Consider the following 21,726-nt stretch of genomic DNA (forward strand, 5'->3'; position numbering starts at 1 on the left):
CTCGTGGTGTGCCGCGCTCTACGGCGCGGCACACCTTTTCTTTTCCAGTTGCAACTGTCCAGGGGGACCCATTGAAACGCAGTCCCAGAACTTTGAAGCACGGTGAACGGGGTGCCGTCGCCGTAGAGTTCGCGCTAATTGCACCGCTGCTCTTGGCCCTAATCGCCGGCGTTGTGGAATTCTCCTACGCCTACAACACGCAGATCTCGCTATCGCAGGCCGCCCGGGAAGCAGCACGCACCTATGCGGTGACCAAAGTTTGGTCAACAGCAACAGCTGCAGGCGTCGCCGGCGCCCCTGGAAGCGGACTCTCAGCTTCCGATTTTACGTTAACCCCCACAACCTGCTCAGGGGCCGACATGACGGTCAATGTCACAGTCAAACACACCTTCAAGTCGCCAACAGGGTTCGCTCTCAAGGTGCAAGGAAGCAACATCTCGTTTTCAAAGACCTTCGTCACGACAGGAGTGGGGGCAATGCGATGCGGCGGCTAAATAGAAGTCTCCTGCAGGGTGGCGAGGAAGGGGTCTCCGGAGTTGTTGTAGTCATCCTCATGATGGTACTGATCGGCGCCGGCGCGCTGGCTGTTGATGCCGGGCAGATCTACGCAGAACGCGGGCAGTTGCAGAATGCAGCGGACGCCGGCGCCCTTGCTGTCGCAGATAGCTGCGCAAAAAGCACATGCAATCCGGCCTTGGCTGACTCGCTTGCCAATGCAAACTCCCTGGACGGAAAGAGCACGGTCACATCCGTGGACACTACTTCAGTAGCCGGCCAGATAACGGTGACCACAGCAACAAAAAATGGAACGAACAACGGGCCGACTCTGACAAAGCTGTTCGCTAGCGTTCTAAGCGCTAGTCCTGTCAAGGTTGTTGCCAGCGCAACCGTGAAGCTGAAGTACCCGACCAAGGGCGTTACGGTTCTCCCGCTCGCCTTTGCGCCATGCGAATTCATCAACGACGGCTTCCCGCATCTCATTCAATTACAGGGTGGGGCCAAGGACTGTAATGGAAAGAATCCATCCAACCAAATAATTCCTGGCGGCTTTGCCTGGCTCAACCCAGACACCTCTAGCGGCTGCACTGTCACAGCTGAGGTTGGTCAGTGGAGCCTCACGAGCGCTGGCGGAGCAGTTCCCAACAGTTGCATCGATCTCTTCGACCCGACGAAAAATCCGAGCTTGGCTGGGTCCACAGTCGCTTTGCCAGTCTACAAATACACATGCGATGGAATGAATCCTGCCATTTTTGGTACATGCAAAGGCAGCACGGTGCAGTACTACATCGAAAAGTGGGCCGGTTTCAAGATCGAGGCCTGGAACCTGACTGGACAGGCCAAATACGACCCGCTCAACAAGATAACGAGCGGAAAAGGCATCTACGGGACGTTTGTGGGCTACTCAGCGGACCCTGCCTTATTCACCGGGGAAAGTGTCACACCCACCGGGACGGTTACTGTTCTCGGCCTCATAAAGTAATGAATTTCTAAGGGGAAAGTAATGAAAGCACGCCTACTGGGAGGCATCGCCGCGCTGGTTGTCGCAGTCATAGGCACAGTCCTCCTTTTCAATTACGTCCAGGGCGCCGACCGACGCGCGTTGGCCAACACCGAGACCGAGGACGTCCTAGTGGTCAAGCAGAACGTCCCTGCCGGTACGCCGGCCAGCCAACTCGCGCAGTACGTCGCCACCAAAGCAGTGCCACGTAGCGCCGTCGCAGCCGACGGAGTTCACGATCTAAGTTCTCTGGGATCATCTGTTACTTCAGTGGCGCTGGTACCCGGCGAACAGCTCCTCAGTAGCCGCCTGGTTGATGCAAACGCCTACCTCGGGCCTTCCCGAGTTGCTGTTCCTGCCGGGCTTCAGGAGATCACGCTTCGCCTAGGTATAGAGAGGGTCGTGGGCGGCAAGATCCAGGCCGGCGACACAGTGGGTATCTTCATCTCCATGGCCGACTCCGCGGGTGGCGGCAACGGAACCCAGCTCACCTTCCACAAGGTTCTCGTCACGGCAGTCCAGTTCAGCTCGGGAGCCGCGGCGCAAACGCAGGCCCAATCGACTCAAGGGAGCTCCTCGGGTGCCCTCAACGCCGCCAGCGAGAACAAGCCGGCAACAAGTGACTCCTACCTGATCACATTTGCCCGGGACGCCATCGACACCGAAAAGCTCGTCTATGCGGCTGAATTCGGGAAGGTCTACCTCTCGAAGGAGCCGGCTGACGCTACCGAGGGCACCGCTGGTGTCGTCAATCAGACAAAGGTATTCAAATGAGCCGCTTCATTTTGATCTCGCCCTCCAGCGATTGCGAACGGAAAGTTCGGGCGTCCGTAGCGCCCCTCAGCGGCTCATTGCAGTATTTTCAAGCCGCCTATCTCCCCGAATCCCCCGACGATATCCTGCGGCAGCAGGCGGGCGAACCTCCTGAGGTGCTGATTCTTGGCCCTGGCCTTCCGCAGGACGAAGCTCTCAAATTCGCCGCGGTGATGGACCTGCAGTACCCGGAAATCAGTATCGTCCTGGCAGCCGAGGACGACGGCGAACTGGCCCTTAACGCGATGCGTTCCGGCATCCGTGACCTGATCCCCCCGTCAGCCGATATGGACCAGATCCGGGCACTGGTGGAACGGGCAAGCCTTGCCGCAGCTGGACGCCGGCGCGGTCTGGCCCCCAACACTGCCGAGCGTCCCGCCGCTGAAGGAGGGCGGGTTATCGCGGTCATGTCTCCCAAGGGCGGGGTAGGCAAGACAACGGTTGCAAGCAACCTGGCGATCGGATTGGGACAGATTTCACCGATGAGCGTGGTAATTGTCGACCTGGATCTCCAGTTCGGTGACATCGCAAGCGGCCTGATGCTCGAGCCTGAATTCACGATCACGGAAGCAGTGGTGGGTGCCGCGAGCCAGGACGCCATGGTGCTTAAGACATATCTGTCTCTGCACCCCAGCAACATTTACGTCCTGTGTGCGCCCCGCAATCCCATCGACATGGATCGGATATCCGGCGAAAATATCAGCCACCTGCTGCGCCAATTGCGGGCCGAATTCCAGTATGTGGTGGTCGATACTGCACCCGGCCTGGGCGAGCACGTGCTGGCAACACTGGAGCAGGCCACGGATGCTGTTTGGGTTTGCGGCATGGATGTTCCCAGCATTCGTGGATTGCGGACTGGATTCCAAATCCTTTCGGAACTGGATCTCCTTCCAGATAACAGGCACGTTGTCCTCAACATGGCCGATCGGCGGACAGGCCTTACGGTCCAGGACGTGGAGGCCACCATTGGCGCTCCAGTTGACGTCGTCTTACCCAAGTCCCGCGCCGTACCGTTCTCCACGAACAAAGGAGTCCCCCTTCTCCAGGACGGAAGCCGGGATGGAGCGGCGAAAGGGCTGCGTCGGCTGGTGGAGCGTTTCAAACCCAACTGGGAAGCACCACGCAAGAAGGTTCATAGAAGGGCGGTAGTGCAGTGAGTCTCTCAAACCGTTTTGCCAAGATGCGTGGCGAATCCGATCCCGGTGCTGTCGCAATGCCCCCATCTGCCGCCTCCACTCTGGGCGCTATCCAGCAGGCGCAGGCAGCAGAGCAAGCCCAAGCCCCGGTGACAGTGGAAGTTACCGGGGGGATTGCGAGCGAAGCGCTTACAGGTCTTAAGGAGCGTGCGAGCCAGGCACTGTACGAAAGGCTTGGCTCCCGGATCACTGACTCATCCCTGGAGGAGGCGGAACTCCATCAGTTTGTGAAGGATGAGTTGAAGGCAGTCGTCGATGAAGAACAGGTCCCGTTGTCACAGGGTGAGCGACAGCGACTCACGCGGGAGATCATCGACGACGTTCTAGGGCACGGGCCGCTGCAGCGGTACCTTGATGACCCGTCAGTCACTGAAATTATGGTTAACAGGGCGGACCAGATTTATGTGGAGCGGAACGGCCACCTGTTCCTCACTGACACTAAGTTCAGCAATGAGGAGGCGCTGCGGAGGGTCATCGAACGGATCGTCACCCGGATTGGTCGGCGGATCGACGAATCCTCCCCGCTTGTGGATGCCCGCTTGGCTGATGGATCGCGCGTAAACGCCATCATTCCCCCGTTGGCCGTCAACGGCGCGTCTCTGACTATTCGAAAGTTCGGGCGGGAGGCGTTGACGGTACAAAAACTGATCAGCTTCGGAAGCCTGTCCCCGGAGATGGCCGAACTGCTCCAGGCCTGTGTCCTGGCCCGGATGAACATCATCGTCTCCGGCGGTACCGGCACCGGTAAAACGACAATGCTGAATGTCCTTTCGTCTTTTATCCCTGCCACGGACCGCATTGTGACCATTGAGGATGCGGTGGAACTGCAACTCCAGCAGGACCACGTGGTCAGGCTTGAAAGCCGGCCGGCAAACATTGAGGGCAAAGGTGAAGTGTCCATCCGTGACCTGGTCCGCAACTCCCTCCGCATGAGGCCGGACCGGATCGTGGTTGGTGAGGTCCGCGGGGGCGAATCTTTGGACATGCTGCAAGCGATGAACACCGGTCACGACGGTTCAATCTCGACCGTGCACGCTAACTCACCACGGGATGCGGTGGCCCGGCTGGAAACCCTCGTCCTGATGGCGGGTATGGACTTGCCCCTCCGGGCGATCCGGGAGCAGATCGCATCAGCGGTCAACCTGATCGTGCATATCTCCCGGCTTCGCGACGGTACTCGCCGAGTTACTCACATAACTGAGGTGCAGGGCATGGAAGGCGACATCGTCACGCTTCAAGATGCTTTCGTCTTCGACTACTCTGCGGGCATTGACGCGAACGGCCGATTCCTTGGGAAACCTGTACCCACTGGAGTCCGGCCCCGCTTCACTGACAGATTCGAGGAACTGGGAATCAAGATCTCACCTGCCGTTTTTGGCGCACAAGTGCCAAGGAGTCGATAGATGGAAATTCCAGAAGCCCCGGTCACAGTCTTGATCGCGGGAGTGCTGCTTATCTTCACCTCGATCGTTGTCACCTTCGTCGTCGTACTGAAACCCCGGAACGCGATCCCGCTATCACGCCGGCGTCCGGATGTGCCCGCAAGTACTTCCAGGCTGACACTCCTCACCGAAACGGCAGTCGGTGCCATCAACAAGCGTATGAAGGGGAGAAACGACTTCCTGGTCAACCGCGACAAACTGGAACGGGCTGGACTGAAGACCCAGCCGGCCGACTTCCTGCTCATGATGGGCGCTGGCGCCCTGGCCGGCAGCGTATTCGGTTTTCTGCTTGGGGGGCTCTTCTTCGCAATCATTTTGTTCGCAGTTGTTCCCGCCGGAATGCTCGCCTATCTTTCGGTACTCACCTCAAGGCGCAAGAGCAAGTTCGACGAGCAACTGCCAGACACCTTGCAAATGCTGACGGGAAGCATGCGGGCCGGCCACTCCCTTCTACGGGCTATTGATGCGTCAGCACGGGAAAGCGATGCCCCTATGTCGGAAGAACTGAGCAGGATCGTCAACGAGACTCGGATCGGTCGTGATCTTGGGGAATCCATGACGGAAGTGTCCACCCGTACCGGCAGTGAAGACTTTGGGTGGATCTCACAAGCCATCGAAATCCACCGCGAGGTAGGCGGAGACCTGGCGGAAGTGCTTGACCATGTCGGGGAAACTATCCGCGATCGCAACCAGATACGCCGACAGGTCAAGGCCCTAAGCGCCGAAGGAAAGATGTCGGCTGCCGTTCTCATGGGATTGCCAGTGGTCTTGTTCTTCGCGTTGATCCTGATCAACGGTCAATACGCAAAGACGTTTACGAGCACAGTCCCAGGGTTCCTGATGCTGGGCGCTGCAGCCGTAATGCTCACTGCCGGTGGCTTCTGGCTCAGCCGGCTGATCAAGCCAAAGTATTAGGAGAGCGACATGTCACCTATTGCACTCGGGGCCATACTTGCCATCATTCTGCCCGTGTCCTATCTGGTTTGGTCTGTAGCCGCTACGGACAGGGTTGCGATCCGGAACATACAGGCCAATCTGGGGCAGCGTGCCAGGAACGCTGCCCCACAAACCCTGTCACTGGAATTCAGCGCCTTCACCCGCAAAGTCACGCCGGTCCGCTATGTAACCTGGCTGGACAAACAGCTCGCTGCCCTGGGGCGCCCCAAAGAGTGGCCCCTCGAACGCCTACTGGCCGTAAAACCGCTGCTGGCCCTCGGAGCCGGACTCCTCGGCCTGTTCTACTTCTTTGCCTCGCCGGAGCCGTCTCGCTTCGCGATCCTCCTTGCCGCTACTGCGTTTGGCTACTTCGCTCCGGACCTGCTGATACGCACTAATGCTGAGAAGCGGAGAGACAAAATCCGGCAGGAGCTGCCGAACACACTTGACCAGATGCTGATCTCCGTTCAAGCGGGCCTCGGATTTGAGGCTGCGATGGCCCGTACGGCTCAAAATGGGGACGGCCCCCTCGCGGACGAAATGACGCGCACCCTGCAGGACATGCAGGTGGGGCGTTCCAGGAAGGAAGCCTACCTGGCTATGTCGGATCGTGTTGATGTTCCCGACCTGCGCTCATTCCTACGTGCCATTGTGCAGGCGGATGCGTACGGAATCGCCATCGCAAAAGTGCTGAAGGTTCAAGCCCACGAAATGCGGATGAAGCGCCGCCAGCGGGCCGAAGAACACGCAATGAAGATCCCCGTGAAGATCCTCTTCCCGCTCATCTTCTTCATCTTCCCGACCCTCTTCATCATCCTTTTGGGGCCGGCAGTCATGAACATCATCGCTGCATTCTCCTAGGAGGAGATATGAAGAACCTGGTCACAACCTTGTCCCTGGCCCGAAGCATCACACAGCGGCTTAGGAGTGAAGAAGACGGGGCCACCGCAACTGAATATGCGATCACAGTAGGTTTCATTGCCATCGTGATTGTGGCTGGTGTGGGCCTATTTGGAATCTCGCTCAACGGCTACTTTGGCAACCTCACCGCCGGGATCAAGACGGCGCTGGGTATTCCCTAACAGAAGCGCCCAGCGCCGCGACCTAAGGCGCCCAATGACCGGACCCCCTCGGCACCCAGAACCGAGGGGGTCCTTTTGTGTGTTCAGCCCTGGCAGGGATCCATCAAAAGCACAGGACAGACCCAGCAAAAGCGCAGGAAAAGTACACGGCGTAAAGGCTTTGCGCAGGATGGTGCAAGATCAGGTCAAGAGTGCGAATCACGTTGCTAATTTCGATGCAGTGCTGGTGCTGGGCCAGCCAATCCGTCTCGCACAGGAGTACAGAAATGCTTTCTCTCTACACCAACCTCATGATCCGTCTTCGCAGCGAAAAGGGAGCCACCGCCGTTGAATACGGCATCATGGTCGCCCTCATCGCGGTCGTCATCATCGTCGCAGTCAGCACCCTCGGCGGGCAGCTCGGCACGATGTTCACAAACGTCTCCACTGATGTTGCTCACCCGTCAACTACCGCCATTCCGACAAGCCGGTAACAGCAACTCCCACCCGTCGTTCCGGACCCATATCGAAACGGCGGCCTCTGCAAAGCAGAACCCAGGCAATCCAAGAGGAGGTGCATCAGGTGAAACGTGATTCGGAGCGCGGGGCAGCCGCCGTCGAATTCGCTATCCTGCTGCCCCTCCTCTTGATGCTTGTGCTGGGCACGATCGAGTTCGGGCGTGCCTACAACGCCCAGATCACGCTCACGAATGCGGCCCGTGACGGCGTCCGCGTGATGGCCATCAACAACGACGCAGCCGCCGCCAAGACTGCAGCCCAGAACGCAGCGGCCTCGGTCAGCAGCACTATCCCCGCCTCGGACATCACGCTCAGCACGGCCACGTGCAGCACGGGGAATCAGGTAACCCTAACCATCAACTACACGCTGTCCACCATCACAGGTATCGCCGGTCCCTTCCCAATGACAGGCAAGGGAGTAATGCTGTGCGGCGGCTAGGCAGGAACCTGCACGGGGAGCGCGGCGCCATCAGCGTTATTGTCGCGATCCTCCTGGTAACCCTTCTCGGGTTCGTGGCCATTGCCGTGGACGTCGGAGCCATCTATTCAGAACGTGCACAGCTGCAAAACGGTGCCGATGCTTCTGCAATTGCACTGGCACAAAAGTGCGCGAGGAACAGTGCCGATACGACATTGTGTTCAACGACGTCGACGCTTGCCGCAAGCCTTGCAAACCAGAATGCCTTGGACGGCATGAGCAACGTGAGCGACATCCAGCTGGATACAACGGCGAGGACCGTTTCGGTCATAACAACTGCCAAGGAGAATGGAGCACCGGACAACTCGGTCTCCCTTTTCTTCGCCGGAGTCCTTGGTATCCCTTCGAAAGAGGTTGGCGCCAAAGCCTCGGCCGTATGGGGCAGCCCAAAGGCGGGTCGCACGGCTTTTCCCTTGGCTTTCTCAATCTGCCAGGTCAAGGACAACATCGATGGAGCGCTGCAGCTTTTGCAGGACCACGGCCAGAATGCCAATGCCTCGTGCAATTACGGACCCTCCGGAGCGGCGGTGTCCGGCGGCTACGGGTGGCTGGTCCAAGACGCCGGAAAGTGCGGCGGCACGATTGACCTGGCCGTGAGCGAGGGCGGCAGCGACCCGGGCAACAACGCTCCCGGCAACTGCGATGCCACCTTGAACGGCTGGGGAAAGGACATCGCGGCCGGCAAGAAGGTTATCGTGCTGCTCCCGGTCTTCGACAAAATTACCGGTACTGGCTCCGGAGCCGTGTACAGCTTGGTTTCCTTTGCAGCCTTCGACGTCACGGGCTGGAAGTTCAGCGGCGGCACAGGCCTCCCTTATGAATTTCAAAGCACCAAGTCCACAACAACCGGACTCACCACGGCTACCCAATGCACCGGAAACTGCCGCGGCATCATCGGCAAGTTCGTCACCTACGTCTCACTTGCCGACGGGTACACCCTTGGCCCCGTGGACCTTTACGGCGCCACAATCGTCCGCCCTACCCTCTAGCGCTACCCCCTTCAGGAGAAAAAGTGAAGTCTCGCATGCTCGCCGGCACGGCCGCAGTAGCCCTGGCGCTTGTGGGAGCCATCCTCATCATCTTCTACGCGAACGGCGCCGACGCACGGGCCATGGCCAGCACCAACCCCAAGAAAGTGCTGGTTGTTCAAAAAGCGATCCCGGCCGGAACGCCGGTGAATGACATGGCGGCCTCGCTCGTCATTGAGGACGTGCCCGCAGCCGGTGTAGCCGCCACAGCACTCACGTCCTTGGATGGTAAGGGCGGGACTGTCGCCGGCGTAGCCCTGGTCCCCGGCGAGCAGCTGCTCGCCGAACGCCTCGTCGCACCCGCAGATGCCAAGAACACCGGTGCCGTCAAGATCCCCGCTGGCTTGCAAGAAGTGACCTTTGAGCTTGAGCCCAAGCGCGTAGTGGGCGGGCGCCTCGAGGCTGGAGACCACGTCGGTATTGCCCTTAACTTCTCAGCCGGAGCGGATAAGACCAAAGCAGGTGATCCCACTACCCAGCTCACCGTCCGCAAAGCACTGGTGACCGCCGTGCAACGGGCGCCTCAGGCAACCCCAACCGCTAAGCCCACTGACGGAACTAATCCCCAAGACACCACCCTCCCCCAAGGCTCACTCATGGTCACCGTCGCCGTCAGCGACGTCGACGCCAGCAAGATCATCTTCACCTCGATCAACGGCGAGCTCTGGCTGACGAAGGAGCCACTGGACGCAGCAGACAGCGGCCCCGCAATGGCCAGGAAGGACACGGTGTACAAGTGAGCCGCTTCGTCCTCCTCTCCCCCAGCACCGAGTTCGACCAGAAGCTACGCGCCGCCGTCGCCAACGGCCTCCGCGGAACCGTCCAGACCATCGCGAGTGACATCCTTCCCGCAGGCCCGGCGGAACTGTTCGCCCTCCTCAACCAGGAGCAGCCGGAAGTCCTGATCATCGGCCCCGACGTCCCGTATGAAGAGGCACTAAGGTTCGCCAAGGTCTTCGATGTCCAGCTCCCCGGCCTGAGCCTGGTCCTGGTCAGCGATGTGGACCCTGACTACCTCCTCTACGCCATGCGCGCGGGCATCCGCGACATCCTCAGCCCGCAGGCCGACGCCGCGGAAATCAGGGTGCTGCTGGAGCGCGCCTGCCAGTCCTTCGCCACCCGCCACCGCGGCCCGGAGACCCAGCAGGCAGAGAACGGCAGCGGCCTGGTCATCGGTGTCTTCTCCCCCAAGGGCGGCGTGGGCAAGACCACGCTGGCCACCAACATCGCCATCGGCCTGGGCCAGATCGCGCCCATGAGCGTGGTCATCGTGGACCTGGACCTGCAGTTCGGGGACGTCGCCTCCGGCCTGTACCTCAACCCACAGCACACCGTCACGGATGCCGTCACCCCCGCCGCCGCCCAGGACTCCCTGGTTTTGAAGGCCTTCCTCACGGTCCACCCGGCCGGCATCTACGCGCTCTGCGCCCCGCCCAACCCCGTGGACGCGGACCACATCACCCCGGAACAAATCGGCCACCTGCTGGAACAGCTGGCCCACGAGTTCCAGTACGTGGTCATCGACACCGCCCCCGGCATGCCGGAAATCGGCCTCGCCGCCATGGAACAGTGCACCGACGTGGTCTGGGTCAGCGCCATGGACATCCCCAGCCTGCGCGGCCTCCGCTCCGGCCTGGAAGTCCTCCGCCAGCTGGACATCATGCCCGAATCCCGCCACGTGGTCCTCAACATGGCCGACGCCAAATCCGGCCTGAACGTCCGCGACGTCGAGTCCACCATCGGCGCGCCCGTCGACGTCAGCGTCCCCCGCTCCCGCGCCGTGGCCCTGTCCACCAACCGCGGCATCCCCATCCTCCAGGAATCCAAGAAGGACCCCGCCGTGAAGAGCCTCCGCCAGTTGGTGGAGCGCTTCAACCCGGCATGGCGCACGCAGGCCCAGCGGAAACTTCACCGAAGGGTGGTCATCTGATGAAACTGTCCGAACGCATCAACGCGGTCCAGTCACGCAACCAGGCGGCGGGCACCGCGCTGCTGGAGCCGCCCCTCCCCGCACCCGTGCACTCGCCAGCCCCCGCGGACAGCATGGAACGGCACCCGGCGCACGCCGCCGTCGTGCATTCAACGCACGACGCCGGCACCCAGCAGGTGCCCACGGCACCCAGGGTGGATGTCTTCGCAGCCATGAAGGACAGGGCAGCCACCGCCCTGTTCGAACGCATGGGGACGCGCTTCAACGACGGCGCCGTAAGTGAACAGGAGCTGCGGAGCACCGCCAAGGAGGAACTCACCCGCATCGTCGACGCCGAGCAGGTGCCGCTGACCCCGGAGGAACGCACCCGCCTGGTCCAGGACGTCGCCGACGACGTGCTGGGCTACGGCCCCCTCCAGCGCCTCCTCGACGATCCTGCCGTCACCGAAATCATGGTCAACCGCATGGACCAGATCTATGTGGAGCGCAAAGGCAAGCTGACGCTCACCGAATCCCGGTTCAGCTCCGAGGAGCACCTGCGCAAGGTCATCGAACGGATCGTGTCCAAGGTGGGCCGCCGCATCGACGAATCCTCGCCATTGGTGGACGCCCGCCTGGAGGACGGTTCCCGTGTGAACGCGGTCATCCCGCCGCTGGCCGTAGGCGGCTCCTCCCTGACCATCCGAAAGTTCAGCAAAACCCCGCTGACCGTCCGCAACCTCATCGACTTCGGCACGCTGACGCCGGAAATGGCCGAGCTCCTGAACGCCTGCGTCAAAGCCAAGCTGAACATCATCGTCTCCGGCGGCACCGGTACGGGCAAGACCACACTCCTTAACGTCCTGTCCTCCTTCCTGCCGCACGACGAACGGATCGTCACCATCGAGGACGCCGTGGAACTGCAGATCCAGCAGGACCACGTGGTGCGGCTCGAAAGCCGGCCGCCCAACACCGAAGGCAAGGGCGAAGTTACCATCCGCGAACTCCTCCGTAACTCCCTCCGCATGCGCCCGGACCGGATCGTGGTGGGCGAGGTCCGCGGCGGTGAATCGCTGGACATGCTCCAGGCCATGAACACCGGCCACGACGGCTCCCTCTCCACCGTGCACTCCAACTCCCCCCGTGACGCCGTGGCCCGCCTGGAAACCCTGGTGCTCATGGCCGGCATGGACCTTCCATTGCGGGCCATCCGGGAACAGATCGCCTCCGCCGTGAACCTCATCGTCCAGATCTCCCGCCTCCGCGACGGCTCCCGCCGCATCACCCACGTCACGGAGGTCCAGGGCATGGAAGGCGACATCGTCACCCTCCAGGACGCCTTCGTGTTCGACTACTCTGCAGGCGTGGACGCACAGGGCCGGTTCATGGGCCGGCCGGTGGCCACCGGCATCCGGCCCCGCTTCATTGACCGGTTCGAAGACCTCGGCATCCACGTCTCCCCCGCCGTGTTCGCCACCCCGCTGGGTCCAGGCGCGAAGTAGGGACGGGCCCATGATCATCGCCATCGGAAGCGCCATCCTCCTCGCTGCCATCTGCCTGCTGGGCGTCGCGGTGCTTCTGCCGAGCGCCCCCTCGGTGCCGCTGGACCGCCGTCGTCCATTTGAACCCGAGCCGCCCTCCTCCCTGTCCCGCCTGGCACTCTCCGGCGTGAAATCCTTCGAACGGCTGCTGGCCGGCCGGAACGTCAAGCTGTTCTCCCGCCCGGAACTGGAAAACGCGGGCCTGCGGCTCAGCCAGGCCGAGTTCTTCCTGCTGGTGGGGATCGGCGCCTGCGTCGGCATGCTGGTGGGCCTGGTGACAGTAGGCCCCTTCATGGGACTGCTGCTCGCCCTGCTGGCACCCTTCGTGGGCAAACTGGTCCTCGGATTCCTGGCCGGCAAGCGCCGCACCGCCTTCGATAGCCAATTGGGCGACACGCTGCAGCTGCTCTCCGGCGGCCTGCGCGCCGGCCACAGCATCCTGCGCGCCATCGATGCCGCCGCGAACGAGTCGCAGAAGCCAACGTCCGAGGAGATGCGGCGGGTGATCACCGAGACCAGCCTCGGCCGTGACCTGCTCGCCGCCCTCAACGACACCGCCGACAGGATGAAGAACGAGGACTTCGTCTGGATCTCACAGGCCATCCAGATCAACCGCGAAGTGGGCGGCAACCTGGCCGAGGTGCTGGACCAGGTCAACGAGACCATCCGCGAGCGCGCGGAGATCAAGGGCCACATCAAGGCGCTGGCCGCGGAAGGCAAGTTCTCCGCCTACATCCTGATCGCCATGCCGTTCGGCATCGTGGCCATGTTGCTGGCCGTGAGCCCCAGCTACATGAACTCGATGTTCACCCATCCGCTGGGGTGGGTGATGATCGGTGCTTCCTTTGTCCTGATGACCATCGGTGCGCTGTGGATGCGCAAGATCATCGACCTGAAGTTCTGAGGACCCCATGAACCTCATCGTCCTGCTCTCAGTCCTGCTGGTCTGCCTCCCCCTGGGGGCCGTGGCCTGGTCCGTCCTCACGGTGGACAAGCAGGGCCGCGCGGCGGTCACCGACCTGCTCTCCCGTGGCGCCCCGCCCGTCGCAGTTGCACCCACCGGAGCGCCCGCACGGCTCGAAGCCCTGGGCCGGCGCCTTACTCCCCCGGCCTACGTCGCGTTCCTGGACCGCCTCCTGTCCCTCGCCGGACGCCCGGCCTCCATGCCGCTGGGAAAGGTGCTGGGATCCAAGCTCGCCCTCGGCCTGGCCGGGGTGGCCATGGGCGGCTACCTGGCCGCAATCGGCAGCAGTCCCCTGATGAAACTCGCCGGGATCTTCGTCCTGTTCCTTGGCTACTTCATCCCGGACCTGCTCCTCTACAGCAAGGGGCAGGAGCGGCAGAAGGCCATGCAGCTTGAACTGGCCAACACGCTTGACCAGATGCTGATCTCCGTGGAAGCAGGGCTTGGCTTCGAAGGCGCCATGGCCCGGGCCGGTGAGAACGGCAAGGGCCCGCTGGCCGAGGAACTGGTCCGCACCCTGCAGGACATGCAGGTGGGACGCAGCCGCCGCGAGTCCTACATCGCGCTGGCGGAACGGACCAGCATCCCGGAACTGCGCAGCTTCGTGCAGGCCGTGGTCCAGGCCGACACGTACGGCATCGCCATCAGCCGGGTCCTTAGGGTCCAGGCCAAGGTCATGCGGGTAAAGCGCCGCCAGCGGGCCGAGGAAAAGGCCATGAAGCTGCCGGTCATGATCCTTTTCCCGCTGCTGTTCTTTATCTTTCCGGTCCTCTTCATTGCCATCCTGGGACCGGCCGTGATCAACACCGTGGTGACCTTCAGCGCACAATAGACGATACTCAGTGCGGCGGCAAGGTTACCTCAAGGTTTACACAGAATGATAAGAAATTGGACGCCGAAGGAATTCCAGGAAGTAGCCTTGAACAATGCAGAGTCAACATCCCGGTTCCAGCGGAAAGAGCCCCGCTGCGGACTCCCCGCTGGCCGGGGTCACGTTGCCTGCAGCCCCCGGCCCGGCCGCAGGCGCGGCCCTCTCACTGGAAGCGGCTGCGCTCTTGCCGCTCATTGACGCAGCCGTGCTGGAGGAGCTCGAGGACGAGCTGGCCGGATCCGGACTGGCCCAACGCTTTGCCCGTGACTACGCCGCCATGTGGGACCTGCGCCTGGCCCGGCTGGGAACAGCCGTGGACAGCCAGGACGAGGCCTCGGCCCTGGATGCCGTCATCAGCCTGAAGATCAGCTCCGCCATGGTGGGCGGACTCCGGTTGGCCAGGCTCGCCGAACTCCTCGAAGGCCTGATCCGGCAGGGCGACTTCGTCCGGGGCCAGGCCATGATGGCCGGCGTGGCCCAGGACGGGGCACGGACGGTGTCCGAGCTGCAGTCGACCTACATTTTGGAAAAGGGCTGACCCCTAGGCGTCATCGGGACGGCGGGGCGCCAACCGGTACCCCACCCCGCGGACCGTCTGCAGCCAGCGCGGTGACAGCTGGTCCTCCTTGAGCTTGCGCCGCAGGTTTCCCACGTGGACCTCCACCGCCCGCTCGTCCGCCTCGCTGATGTATGTGTCCCGTTCATAGAAATCGCCCCGCACGGCCCTCACCAGGTCAGCCCTGGTGCAGACGGCACCGCCGCCCTTGAGCAGCACATGCAGCAGGTCGAATTCACTGCGGGTCAGCCCCAGCGGCTCACCCTTGACCTCCACGGTGCGTGTCCGGTGGTTCAGCAGGAGGCCGTTGTGCCGGAACACGCCGGTCTCGCCGTGCGTGTCAGGAACCGGCGCCTGTCCCAAACGGGCCGCCGCGTCCCCGGTTATCTCATGCCGGGGCCTGCGCATCATTGCCGCCACCCGCGCCCGGAGTTCCCTTGGCCTGAATGGCTTGGCGATGTAATCGTCCGCGCCAGTGTTCAGCGCCGAGAGCAGGTCCGGTTCCTCCGTCCTTCCGGTCAGCATCACCACATAGGCATTACTGAAATTCCGGATTCGCCGTAAAACCTCGAACCCGTCAATATCCGGGAGGCCGATATCGAGCGTTACAACGTTGGCCTGCTTGCTGCGGACCACCTCAACCCCGGCCCGCCCATCAACAGCTGTATGCACTTCGAAGCCCGCTTGGGTCAGTACGCCTTCAAGGAGGTTGCGTACATCCGCGTCATCTTCGATTACTACAGCTACACCAAGATCGTCCATTGCTATCCCTGCGCCAGGCGGAGATGGCCCCCCATTGGCCCAGCGCCAATGCCATTCCCGCTCCAACCATTTATACGCTACTAGTAAGCCCTGCTGATCACAGCTGTATTCGTCCGGAAAATTGAAAAGTCAATTATTATGACAAGACATGTGCACTATGGATGGGAAAGGGTAAGTACCGGGGTAAGGAAAGCAATTCAAAGACCCTGGCAGGGCCTGTAATCCAGTTGCGAAAGGGTACGAGTCAGAAACATGGCTGAGCCATTGTTCCACCGGGGGCCTGGCCGGTTCTTCCGCGAGCTGGGACCCCGCGCCCAGGTGGCGTTGTGCCAGCTCCCCCTCACCCTCGTAGTGCTGGTCCTGGCGGTGATTACACCGTTCGCATGGCCCTCCCTTCTGCACAGCCCGATATACGGCGCAGGGCTGGCACTCCATGGCATCCTGTTCCTTGCCTGCTTCCTGGTGCCCTGGGAGCGATTGCCGCACAAGCCGTACCTGGTGATCCCTGTGCTGGACTTTGCGGCGATCGCGTTCCTGCGCAACGGCGCGGCACCGCTCCTCCCGGGCCTGGCCGTCCTGGTGGTCTTTCCGGTCATCTGGCTCTCCGCGTCCGGAATGCTGGCACGGAGCAGCCTGGTGCTCAGCTTCCTGGGACCGTTCTTCATCATGGCCCCCTCGGCCGTGGACCACTTGCCCGCTGTCACGGCATCGGACCTCACCACGGTGGTTCTTTTTCCCGTGATGATGCTTGCTGTTTCGCTGGCCATCCGCTTCGCGAGCGTCAACCTGCGGCTGCAGCAGCGTGAACTGGCGGAGAAGGACCGGGAACTCCGGGACCTGCTGGCGGCAAGCCGGGAACGGGAAAAGCTGCTCGAAACCGTCCTGGACGCCACCGACGTCGGCATTGCCGCCGTCGACCGTTCCGGCCACTTCCTGGTGTCCAACAGCCGCCAGCGCAGCTTCCGCCGCGCCACAGGCGCTGACGAGGCCTTCCCCGGCCAGGGGCACCAGCTCATCTTCGGCCAGGACCGCCGCACCCTGCTTCCCCCGGACCGCAGGCCCATCAGCCGGGCCATGGCGGGGGAATCCTTCGCCGACTACCTGGTGTGGGCCGGTGAGGGGCCGGAGCAGCGCGCCGTCTCCACGGCGGCACGTCCGCTTGTCAGCGAGGATGGCCGGCTCACCGGGGCGGTGGTGGTTTACACCGATGTGACCGGCTGGGTGGAGTCCGTGGCCGCGAACCAGGAACTGGTCTCCAACGTCTCGCACGAGTTCAAGAACCCGCTGAACTCGATCATTGGCAACGTGGACCTGGTCCTGGATGAGGCGGACCTGCTGCCGCCGCCCCTGGCCCAGCGGCTCGTGGTGGTCCAGCGGAACGCGGAGCGGTTGATGGACCTCGTGGCCGACCTGACGGCTTCCGCCTCCACCACTTTGAATGTCCACCCCAAACGGACCGACCTGGCCAGCCTGGTGGAGACCAGCCTCAGTTCGGCCCAGGCCTCGGCACAGCGGTCCCACGTGGAGATCGCCGCCGATGTCCCCTCGCCCCTCTGGGCCTACGCCGACCCGCTCAGGATCGGGCAGGTCCTGGACAACCTGGTCTCAAACGCCATCAAGTACTCCCCCGGCGGCGGCAGGATCAGCATCAGCGCCACAGCGGACAGGCAGTGGGTTAGGCTGAGCGTCACGGACACCGGGATGGGCATGTCGCACGAGGACGCGGCACAGGTCTTCACCCGCTTCTTCCGGACGGAAGCGGCCCAGCAGGCGGCCATTCCCGGGGCGGGGCTGGGCCTGTCCATCACGCGGATGATCGTGGAGCGGCACGGCGGCAGCATCATGTGCGAGAGCGGCGAGGGCCAGGGCAGCACTTTCACGGTGACGCTGCCGGCGGATGGTCCACCTCCGTCGTTTTAGCAACGACGGGGGTCAGTGCTCGCGGACGGCCCGGGTCTGTTCGGCGCGGGCCAGCAGCTCGCTGTCCGACGGATATGCCACTTCCTCCAGCACCAGGGGATGCGGGGCCGCGAGGACAGACTTGGCATCCCGCTTCTGCAGCAGCAGCCGTTCGTACAGCCAGCCGGGTTCCTCCACGCCCTCCCCCACGTACAGGGCCGAGCCAATCAGCGCGCGCACCATGTTGTGGCAGAAGGCGTCGGCCTGGACGGTTGCCACGATGACGCCGTCCTCGCCGCGCCGGAACTCGAAGCGCTGCAGCTCGCGGATGGTGGTGGCACCTTCGCGCGGCTTGCAGAAGGACAGGAAGTTCTGCAAGCCCAGCAGCCGGGAGGATCCCTCGTTGAGTAGGTCCACGTCCAGCGGGTTTTTGTGCCACAGGGTGAAGTACCGCTCCAGGGGATCCCAGAGGGCAGGCCCGTCCGCGATCCGGTAGCTGTACCGCCGCCACAGCGCCGAAAAGCGTGCGTCAAAGCCGGCGGGTGCCGGCGAGATATCGTGGACCTCCACCGCGCCGTGCAGGTCGCCGAGGGCGCGGTTCAAGGCACCGCGGAGGCGCCGCAGCATGGCGACGGCGGGATCGAGTTCGTGCCCGCGCGGCAGTCCCAGCCACTCGGCTTCGGTGAGGTCCAAATGGACCACCTGGCCGCGGGCGTGCACGCCGGCGTCGGTGCGCCCCGCGACGGTGACCCGTACCTGGCGCCGGACCAGGAGCTCGATTGCTTCCTCCAGGACACCCTGGACGGTCCGCCGCCCCGGCTGGAGCGCCCACCCGCTGAACGGGCCGCCGTCGTACGAAAGGTCAAGCCGGATACGCAAAAACCCGCCGCCCCCTGGAACGGGGGCCGCGGGTTTTTGGTGGTTCACAGACCTAAGTCTATGCGAAGAGAATCAGCGAATTACTTCGCGTCCTTCTCCTCGGCTGCGGGAGCCTCGGCAGCTTCCTCAGCGGCCGGAGCCTCTTCGGTTGCAGCTTCTTCAGCAGCAGGTGCCTCGTCGGTTGCAGCAGCTTCCTCAGCGGCCGGAGCCTCTTCAGCGGGAGCTTCCTCGGCAGCCGGAGCAGCCTTGGCAGCAGCCTGGGTAGCCTCAGCTACGACGGCCTGCTTGGCGGAAACCGGCTCGAGGACCAGTTCGATGACAGCCATGGGAGCGTTGTCGCCCTTGCGGTTGCCGATCTTGGTGATGCGGGTGTAGCCGCCGTCGCGGTTCTCCACAGCCTGCGCAATGTCGGTGAACAGCTCGTGGACGACGCCCTTGTTGCTGATCAGGCCGAGGACGCGGCGGCGGGAAGCCAGGTCGCCACGCTTGGCGAAGGTCACCAGGCGCTCTGCGTACGGCTTCAGGCGCTTGGCCTTGGTCACCGTGGTGGTGATCCGCTTGTGCTCGAACAGGGATGAGGCCAGGTTCGCGAGCATCAGACGCTCGTGAGCCGGGCCGCCGCCGAGGCGCGGACCCTTAGTGGGGGTAGGCATAATTGTTTCTCCTCATGTGGAAGCCGTGGGCGGCACACCATGGTGCTGCCCGCCGGCCAAGGTCTGGTTTAGAGTTCGTCGTCGCCGAAAGCGGCGTCGTCCTCTTCGATTGCTGCGGCGCGTGCTGCGAGGTCAAAACCGGGAGGCGAGTCCTTGAGGGACAGGCCCAGTTCAACCAGCTTTGCCTTGACCTCGTCAATGGACTTTGCACCGAAGTTGCGGATGTCCATCAGGTCAGCCTCGGAGCGGGCAACGAGTTCACCCACGGTGTGGATGCCCTCACGCTTGAGGCAGTTGTAGGAACGGACGGTGAGGTCCAGATCCTCGATCGGCAGTGCCATGTCGGCTGCCAGGGCAGCGTCGGTGGGCGACGGGCCGATCTCGATACCTTCAGCTGCGGTGTTCAGCTCACGGGCCAGACCGAACAGTTCCACCAGGGTGGTGCCTGCGGAAGCAACGGCATCGCGCGGGGCGATGGCCTGCTTGGTCTCGACGTCGACAATCAGCTTGTCGAAGTCGGTGCGCTGCTCAACACGGGTTGCTTCCACGCGGAAAGTAACCTTCAGCACCGGCGAGTAGATGGAGTCAACCGGGATACGGCCGATCTCTGCGTCGCCGGACTTGTTCTGAGCTGCCGAAACGTAGCCGCGGCCGCGCTCGATGGTCAGTTCGAGTTCGAACTTGCCCTTCGAGTTCAGCGTGGCAATGTGCAGATCCGGGTTGTGGAATTCGACGCCGGCCGGCGGAGCGATGTCCGCGGCGGTGACGACTCCGGGGCCCTGCTTGCGCAGGTAAGCCACGACGGGCTCGTCGTGCTCGGAGGAAACCGACAGGCTCTTGATGTTAAGGATGATCTCGGTGACATCTTCCTTGACACCCGGAACCGTGGTGAACTCGTGCAGCACACCATCGATCCGGATGCTGGTTACGGCAGCACCGGGGATGGAGGAGAGCAGGGTACGGCGGAGGGAGTTTCCGAGGGTGTAGCCGAAGCCCGGTTCCAGCGGTTCAATGATGAAACGCGAACGGTTTTCGGAGACTACCTCTTCGGAGAGGGTGGGGCGCTGTGCAATGAGCACTTAGGTTTCCTTTCGGCGAGCATCCGCTATATGACGCAACACAGGTGGTGGAAATTCGGTCTGAAGACTTAACGCGCTGGGCTTGCCCGGACCATCACTGGTCCGGGCAAGCTCCTGCTGCGGAAAAGAATTAGACGCGGCGGCGCTTCGGCGGGCGGCAGCCGTTGTGCGCTGCGGGGGTGACGTCCTGGATGGAGCCAACCTCGAGGCCTGCGGCCTGCAGCGAACGGATGGCGGTTTCGCGTCCGGAACCCGGTCCCTTGACGAAAACGTCTACCTTGCGCATGCCGTGCTCCTGCGCACGCTTGGCAGCGGCTTCGGCAGCCATCTGCGCAGCGAACGGGGTGGACTTGCGCGAGCCCTTGAAGCCAACCTCACCGGAGGAAGCCCAGGAAATGACAGCGCCGGTCGGATCCGTGATGGAAACGATGGTGTTGTTAAAGGTGCTCTTGATGTGCGCCTGGCCAAGCGCGATATTCTTCTTGTCCTTCTTACGCGGCTTGCGAACCGCGCCACGAGTCTTCGGGGGCATTTTTTCTCCTACAGAAAGTTATTGGGGAAAGTCCGTAAATCCCGAGCGGGGATTTTAACGGGCCTTCTTCTTGCCGGCGACGGTACGCTTCGGGCCCTTGCGGGTACGTGCGTTGGTCTTCGTACGCTGACCGCGTACGGGCAGGCCCTTGCGGTGGCGCAGGCCTTCGTAGCTGCCGATTTCAACCTTGCGGCGGATATCTGCTGCTACTTCGCGGCGAAGGTCACCCTCAACCTTGTAGTTGCCTTCAATGTAGTCACGCAGCTCAACCAGCTGGGCGTCAGTCAGGTCCTTGACGCGGACGTCAGCGCTGATGCCAGTGGCAGCCAGGGTTTCGTGTGCACGGGTCTTGCCCACGCCGTAGATGTAAGTAAGCGCAATTTCCAGCCGCTTTTCGCGGGGAATGTCTACGCCAGCGAGACGAGCCATAGTGGCAGTACTCCTTGATAAACCGGAGGTCGTAGGCAGTACACCCGCACGTTCCGTGCGGCCCCAGCCTCCGACCGGGGGTTAGCTGTCCGGACTCTTTCGAGCTCAATGTTCCAGATCAGCTTGTGCTGCCTTTATTTACTTGCGTGGGTTAGCAACCCAGGATTTCCTTCAGGGAAGGAAATTAGCCCTGGCGCTGCTTGTGGCGCGGGTTCTCGCAGATCACCATGACCCGGCCATTACGGCGGATCACTTTGCACTTTTCGCAGATCTGCTTGACGCTCGGCTTGACCTTCATGGCGTTCCTTTGCGTGTAGCAGTTTGGTCAACTGGAGCAGCAGTCAGTTTGCACTGCCGCCGCCCAGCAATTTACTTGTAGCGGTAGACGATACGACCACGGGTGAGGTCGTACGGGCTCAGCTCCACCACTACGCGGTCCTCAGGGAGGATTCGGATGTAGTGCTGACGCATCTTTCCAGAGATGTGTGCCAGAACGATGTGCTTGTTGGTGAGCTCAACGCGAAACATCGCGTTAGGCAGCGCCTCGGTCACAACGCCTTCGATCTCAATGACCCCGTCCTTCTTGGCCATACCCTCCGCTAACTGTTGTTGCCGCAGCCCCGCCGGATAGCACCGGGCATGACCACGAACGTTTTTGTTGGATCGATTGCCGTCTCCAGG

26 protein-coding genes are annotated in these 21,726 nt (G+C 62.4%); 18 read left to right on the plus strand and 8 right to left on the minus strand.

Features of this window, described 5'->3' with window-relative positions; translation table 11 throughout:
* Positions 1-71 precede the first annotated feature (71 nt).
* From LDO22_RS07625 to LDO22_RS07705, 17 genes are all read left to right on the plus strand, one after another.
* Positions 72-494 carry a TadE family protein gene (locus LDO22_RS07625; protein WP_224026640.1) on the plus strand — a complete coding sequence of 141 codons (423 nt, stop codon included), beginning with the start codon at positions 72-74 and terminating at the stop codon, positions 492-494.
* On the plus strand, positions 482-1,480 hold the full coding sequence (locus tag LDO22_RS07630) for a pilus assembly protein TadG-related protein (RefSeq protein ID WP_224026641.1): 999 nt from the start codon (positions 482-484) through the stop codon (positions 1,478-1,480). Before LDO22_RS07625 ends, LDO22_RS07630 begins: the two co-directional genes overlap by 13 nt.
* A 21-nt stretch (positions 1,481-1,501) precedes the next feature.
* Complete coding sequence (locus LDO22_RS07635; RefSeq protein ID WP_224026642.1) at positions 1,502-2,272, plus strand: RcpC/CpaB family pilus assembly protein; 771 nt, start codon at positions 1,502-1,504, stop codon at positions 2,270-2,272.
* Complete coding sequence (locus LDO22_RS07640; RefSeq protein WP_224026643.1) at positions 2,269-3,468, plus strand: AAA family ATPase; 1,200 nt, start codon at positions 2,269-2,271, stop codon at positions 3,466-3,468. Before LDO22_RS07635 ends, LDO22_RS07640 begins: the two co-directional genes overlap by 4 nt.
* A gap of 56 nt (positions 3,469-3,524) precedes the next feature.
* Positions 3,525-4,910 carry a CpaF family protein gene (locus LDO22_RS07645; RefSeq protein ID WP_224027192.1) on the plus strand — a complete coding sequence of 462 codons (1,386 nt, stop codon included), beginning with the start codon at positions 3,525-3,527 and terminating at the stop codon, positions 4,908-4,910.
* The gene (locus tag LDO22_RS07650; protein ID WP_224026644.1) at positions 4,911-5,864 is read left to right on the plus strand and encodes a type II secretion system F family protein; all 954 of its coding nucleotides are present in this window, start codon (positions 4,911-4,913) and stop codon (positions 5,862-5,864) included.
* A 9-nt stretch (positions 5,865-5,873) separates the two neighbouring features.
* Positions 5,874-6,746 (plus strand): type II secretion system F family protein, encoded by an 873-nt coding sequence (locus LDO22_RS07655; RefSeq protein ID WP_224026645.1) that lies wholly within the window; start codon positions 5,874-5,876, stop codon positions 6,744-6,746.
* Positions 6,747-6,754: 8 nt separating this feature from the next.
* Positions 6,755-6,967, plus strand: coding sequence for a Flp family type IVb pilin (locus tag LDO22_RS07660; protein ID WP_224026646.1), 213 nt, complete (start codon positions 6,755-6,757; stop codon positions 6,965-6,967).
* 266 nt (positions 6,968-7,233) lie between these two features.
* Entirely contained in the window at positions 7,234-7,440 is a 207-nt protein-coding gene (locus LDO22_RS07665) for a Flp family type IVb pilin (protein ID WP_224026647.1), read from the plus strand.
* 89 nt (positions 7,441-7,529) lie between these two features.
* Positions 7,530-7,904: a TadE/TadG family type IV pilus assembly protein gene (locus LDO22_RS07670; protein ID WP_224026648.1), complete on the plus strand. Its 375-nt coding sequence runs from the start codon at positions 7,530-7,532 to the stop codon at positions 7,902-7,904.
* Entirely contained in the window at positions 7,892-8,932 is a 1,041-nt protein-coding gene (locus tag LDO22_RS07675; protein WP_224026649.1) for a TadE/TadG family type IV pilus assembly protein, read from the plus strand. Before LDO22_RS07670 ends, LDO22_RS07675 begins: the two co-directional genes overlap by 13 nt.
* A gap of 23 nt (positions 8,933-8,955) precedes the next feature.
* Positions 8,956-9,711, plus strand: a complete 756-nt coding sequence (locus tag LDO22_RS07680) for an RcpC/CpaB family pilus assembly protein (RefSeq protein WP_224026650.1) — start codon at positions 8,956-8,958, stop codon at positions 9,709-9,711.
* A complete protein-coding gene (locus LDO22_RS07685; protein ID WP_224026651.1) occupies positions 9,708-10,901 on the plus strand; it encodes an AAA family ATPase in 1,194 nt (397 codons plus the stop codon). The genes LDO22_RS07680 and LDO22_RS07685 overlap by 4 nt, the downstream gene beginning before the upstream one ends.
* Positions 10,901-12,382: a CpaF family protein gene (locus LDO22_RS07690; RefSeq protein ID WP_224026652.1), complete on the plus strand. Its 1,482-nt coding sequence runs from the start codon at positions 10,901-10,903 to the stop codon at positions 12,380-12,382. The genes LDO22_RS07685 and LDO22_RS07690 overlap by 1 nt, the downstream gene beginning before the upstream one ends.
* A gap of 10 nt (positions 12,383-12,392) precedes the next feature.
* A complete protein-coding gene (locus tag LDO22_RS07695; protein ID WP_224026653.1) occupies positions 12,393-13,325 on the plus strand; it encodes a type II secretion system F family protein in 933 nt (310 codons plus the stop codon).
* Between the two features lie 7 nt (positions 13,326-13,332).
* Positions 13,333-14,217: a type II secretion system F family protein gene (locus LDO22_RS07700; RefSeq protein ID WP_224026654.1), complete on the plus strand. Its 885-nt coding sequence runs from the start codon at positions 13,333-13,335 to the stop codon at positions 14,215-14,217.
* Positions 14,218-14,311: 94 nt separating this feature from the next.
* Positions 14,312-14,794 carry an Hpt domain-containing protein gene (locus LDO22_RS07705; protein WP_224026655.1) on the plus strand — a complete coding sequence of 161 codons (483 nt, stop codon included), beginning with the start codon at positions 14,312-14,314 and terminating at the stop codon, positions 14,792-14,794.
* Between the two features lie 3 nt (positions 14,795-14,797).
* Here LDO22_RS07705 and LDO22_RS07710 read toward each other — a convergent pair whose 3' ends face one another.
* Positions 14,798-15,574: a response regulator transcription factor gene (locus LDO22_RS07710; RefSeq protein WP_159631376.1), complete on the minus strand. Its 777-nt coding sequence runs from the start codon at positions 15,572-15,574 to the stop codon at positions 14,798-14,800.
* Positions 15,575-15,826: 252 nt separating this feature from the next.
* Between LDO22_RS07710 and LDO22_RS07715 the strand changes: the two genes are divergently transcribed.
* A complete protein-coding gene (locus LDO22_RS07715) occupies positions 15,827-17,494 on the plus strand; it encodes a sensor histidine kinase (protein ID WP_224026656.1) in 1,668 nt (555 codons plus the stop codon).
* A 12-nt stretch (positions 17,495-17,506) separates the two neighbouring features.
* Here the strand turns inward: LDO22_RS07715 and LDO22_RS07720 are convergent, their stop codons facing one another.
* The 7 genes from LDO22_RS07720 to infA all read right to left on the minus strand — a co-directional run bounded on the left by LDO22_RS07720 (position 17,507) and on the right by infA (position 21,636).
* Positions 17,507-18,400 carry a tRNA pseudouridine synthase A gene (locus LDO22_RS07720; RefSeq protein WP_224026657.1) on the minus strand — a complete coding sequence of 298 codons (894 nt, stop codon included), beginning with the start codon at positions 18,398-18,400 and terminating at the stop codon, positions 17,507-17,509.
* 32 nt (positions 18,401-18,432) lie between these two features.
* Positions 18,433-19,005, minus strand: a complete 573-nt coding sequence (gene rplQ, locus LDO22_RS07725; RefSeq protein ID WP_224026658.1) for a 50S ribosomal protein L17 — start codon at positions 19,003-19,005, stop codon at positions 18,433-18,435.
* A gap of 68 nt (positions 19,006-19,073) precedes the next feature.
* The gene (locus LDO22_RS07730; protein ID WP_013601812.1) at positions 19,074-20,084 is read right to left on the minus strand and encodes a DNA-directed RNA polymerase subunit alpha; all 1,011 of its coding nucleotides are present in this window, start codon (positions 20,082-20,084) and stop codon (positions 19,074-19,076) included.
* Positions 20,085-20,214: 130 nt separating this feature from the next.
* A complete protein-coding gene (gene rpsK / locus LDO22_RS07735) occupies positions 20,215-20,616 on the minus strand; it encodes a 30S ribosomal protein S11 (RefSeq protein ID WP_009358720.1) in 402 nt (133 codons plus the stop codon).
* 54 nt (positions 20,617-20,670) lie between these two features.
* Positions 20,671-21,045, minus strand: a complete 375-nt coding sequence (gene rpsM / locus LDO22_RS07740; protein WP_003803743.1) for a 30S ribosomal protein S13 — start codon at positions 21,043-21,045, stop codon at positions 20,671-20,673.
* 184 nt (positions 21,046-21,229) lie between these two features.
* Entirely contained in the window at positions 21,230-21,343 is a 114-nt protein-coding gene (gene rpmJ / locus LDO22_RS07745) for a 50S ribosomal protein L36 (protein WP_009358722.1), read from the minus strand.
* 71 nt (positions 21,344-21,414) lie between these two features.
* A complete protein-coding gene (infA, locus tag LDO22_RS07750; protein WP_009358723.1) occupies positions 21,415-21,636 on the minus strand; it encodes a translation initiation factor IF-1 in 222 nt (73 codons plus the stop codon).
* Positions 21,637-21,726: the final 90 nt, after the last annotated feature.

Source organism: Arthrobacter sp. NicSoilC5, assembly GCF_019977395.1.
Lineage (GTDB): Bacteria > Actinomycetota > Actinomycetes > Actinomycetales > Micrococcaceae > Arthrobacter.

What these genes read in the sequence shown, in the direction of transcription:
- infA (WP_009358723.1), bottom strand. Translation starts at nt 21,636, where the DNA reads ATGGCCAAGAAGGACGGGGTCATTGAGATCGAAGGCGTTGTGACCGAG.
- LDO22_RS07645 (WP_224027192.1), top strand. Translation starts at nt 3,525, where the DNA reads ATGCCCCCATCTGCCGCCTCCACTCTGGGCGCTATCCAGCAGGCGCAG.
- LDO22_RS07695 (WP_224026653.1), top strand. Translation starts at nt 12,393, where the DNA reads ATGATCATCGCCATCGGAAGCGCCATCCTCCTCGCTGCCATCTGCCTG.
- rpmJ (WP_009358722.1), bottom strand. Translation starts at nt 21,343, where the DNA reads ATGAAGGTCAAGCCGAGCGTCAAGCAGATCTGCGAAAAGTGCAAAGTG.
- LDO22_RS07635 (WP_224026642.1), top strand. Translation starts at nt 1,502, where the DNA reads ATGAAAGCACGCCTACTGGGAGGCATCGCCGCGCTGGTTGTCGCAGTC.
- LDO22_RS07715 (WP_224026656.1), top strand. Translation starts at nt 15,827, where the DNA reads ATGGCTGAGCCATTGTTCCACCGGGGGCCTGGCCGGTTCTTCCGCGAG.
- LDO22_RS07665 (WP_224026647.1), top strand. Translation starts at nt 7,234, where the DNA reads ATGCTTTCTCTCTACACCAACCTCATGATCCGTCTTCGCAGCGAAAAG.
- LDO22_RS07655 (WP_224026645.1), top strand. Translation starts at nt 5,874, where the DNA reads ATGTCACCTATTGCACTCGGGGCCATACTTGCCATCATTCTGCCCGTG.
- LDO22_RS07700 (WP_224026654.1), top strand. Translation starts at nt 13,333, where the DNA reads ATGAACCTCATCGTCCTGCTCTCAGTCCTGCTGGTCTGCCTCCCCCTG.
- LDO22_RS07660 (WP_224026646.1), top strand. Translation starts at nt 6,755, where the DNA reads ATGAAGAACCTGGTCACAACCTTGTCCCTGGCCCGAAGCATCACACAG.
- LDO22_RS07705 (WP_224026655.1), top strand. Translation starts at nt 14,312, where the DNA reads ATGCAGAGTCAACATCCCGGTTCCAGCGGAAAGAGCCCCGCTGCGGAC.
- rpsM (WP_003803743.1), bottom strand. Translation starts at nt 21,045, where the DNA reads ATGGCTCGTCTCGCTGGCGTAGACATTCCCCGCGAAAAGCGGCTGGAA.
- LDO22_RS07690 (WP_224026652.1), top strand. Translation starts at nt 10,901, where the DNA reads ATGAAACTGTCCGAACGCATCAACGCGGTCCAGTCACGCAACCAGGCG.
- LDO22_RS07640 (WP_224026643.1), top strand. Translation starts at nt 2,269, where the DNA reads ATGAGCCGCTTCATTTTGATCTCGCCCTCCAGCGATTGCGAACGGAAA.
- LDO22_RS07710 (WP_159631376.1), bottom strand. Translation starts at nt 15,574, where the DNA reads ATGGACGATCTTGGTGTAGCTGTAGTAATCGAAGATGACGCGGATGTA.
- LDO22_RS07650 (WP_224026644.1), top strand. Translation starts at nt 4,911, where the DNA reads ATGGAAATTCCAGAAGCCCCGGTCACAGTCTTGATCGCGGGAGTGCTG.
- LDO22_RS07630 (WP_224026641.1), top strand. Translation starts at nt 482, where the DNA reads ATGCGGCGGCTAAATAGAAGTCTCCTGCAGGGTGGCGAGGAAGGGGTC.
- rplQ (WP_224026658.1), bottom strand. Translation starts at nt 19,005, where the DNA reads ATGCCTACCCCCACTAAGGGTCCGCGCCTCGGCGGCGGCCCGGCTCAC.
- rpsK (WP_009358720.1), bottom strand. Translation starts at nt 20,616, where the DNA reads ATGCCCCCGAAGACTCGTGGCGCGGTTCGCAAGCCGCGTAAGAAGGAC.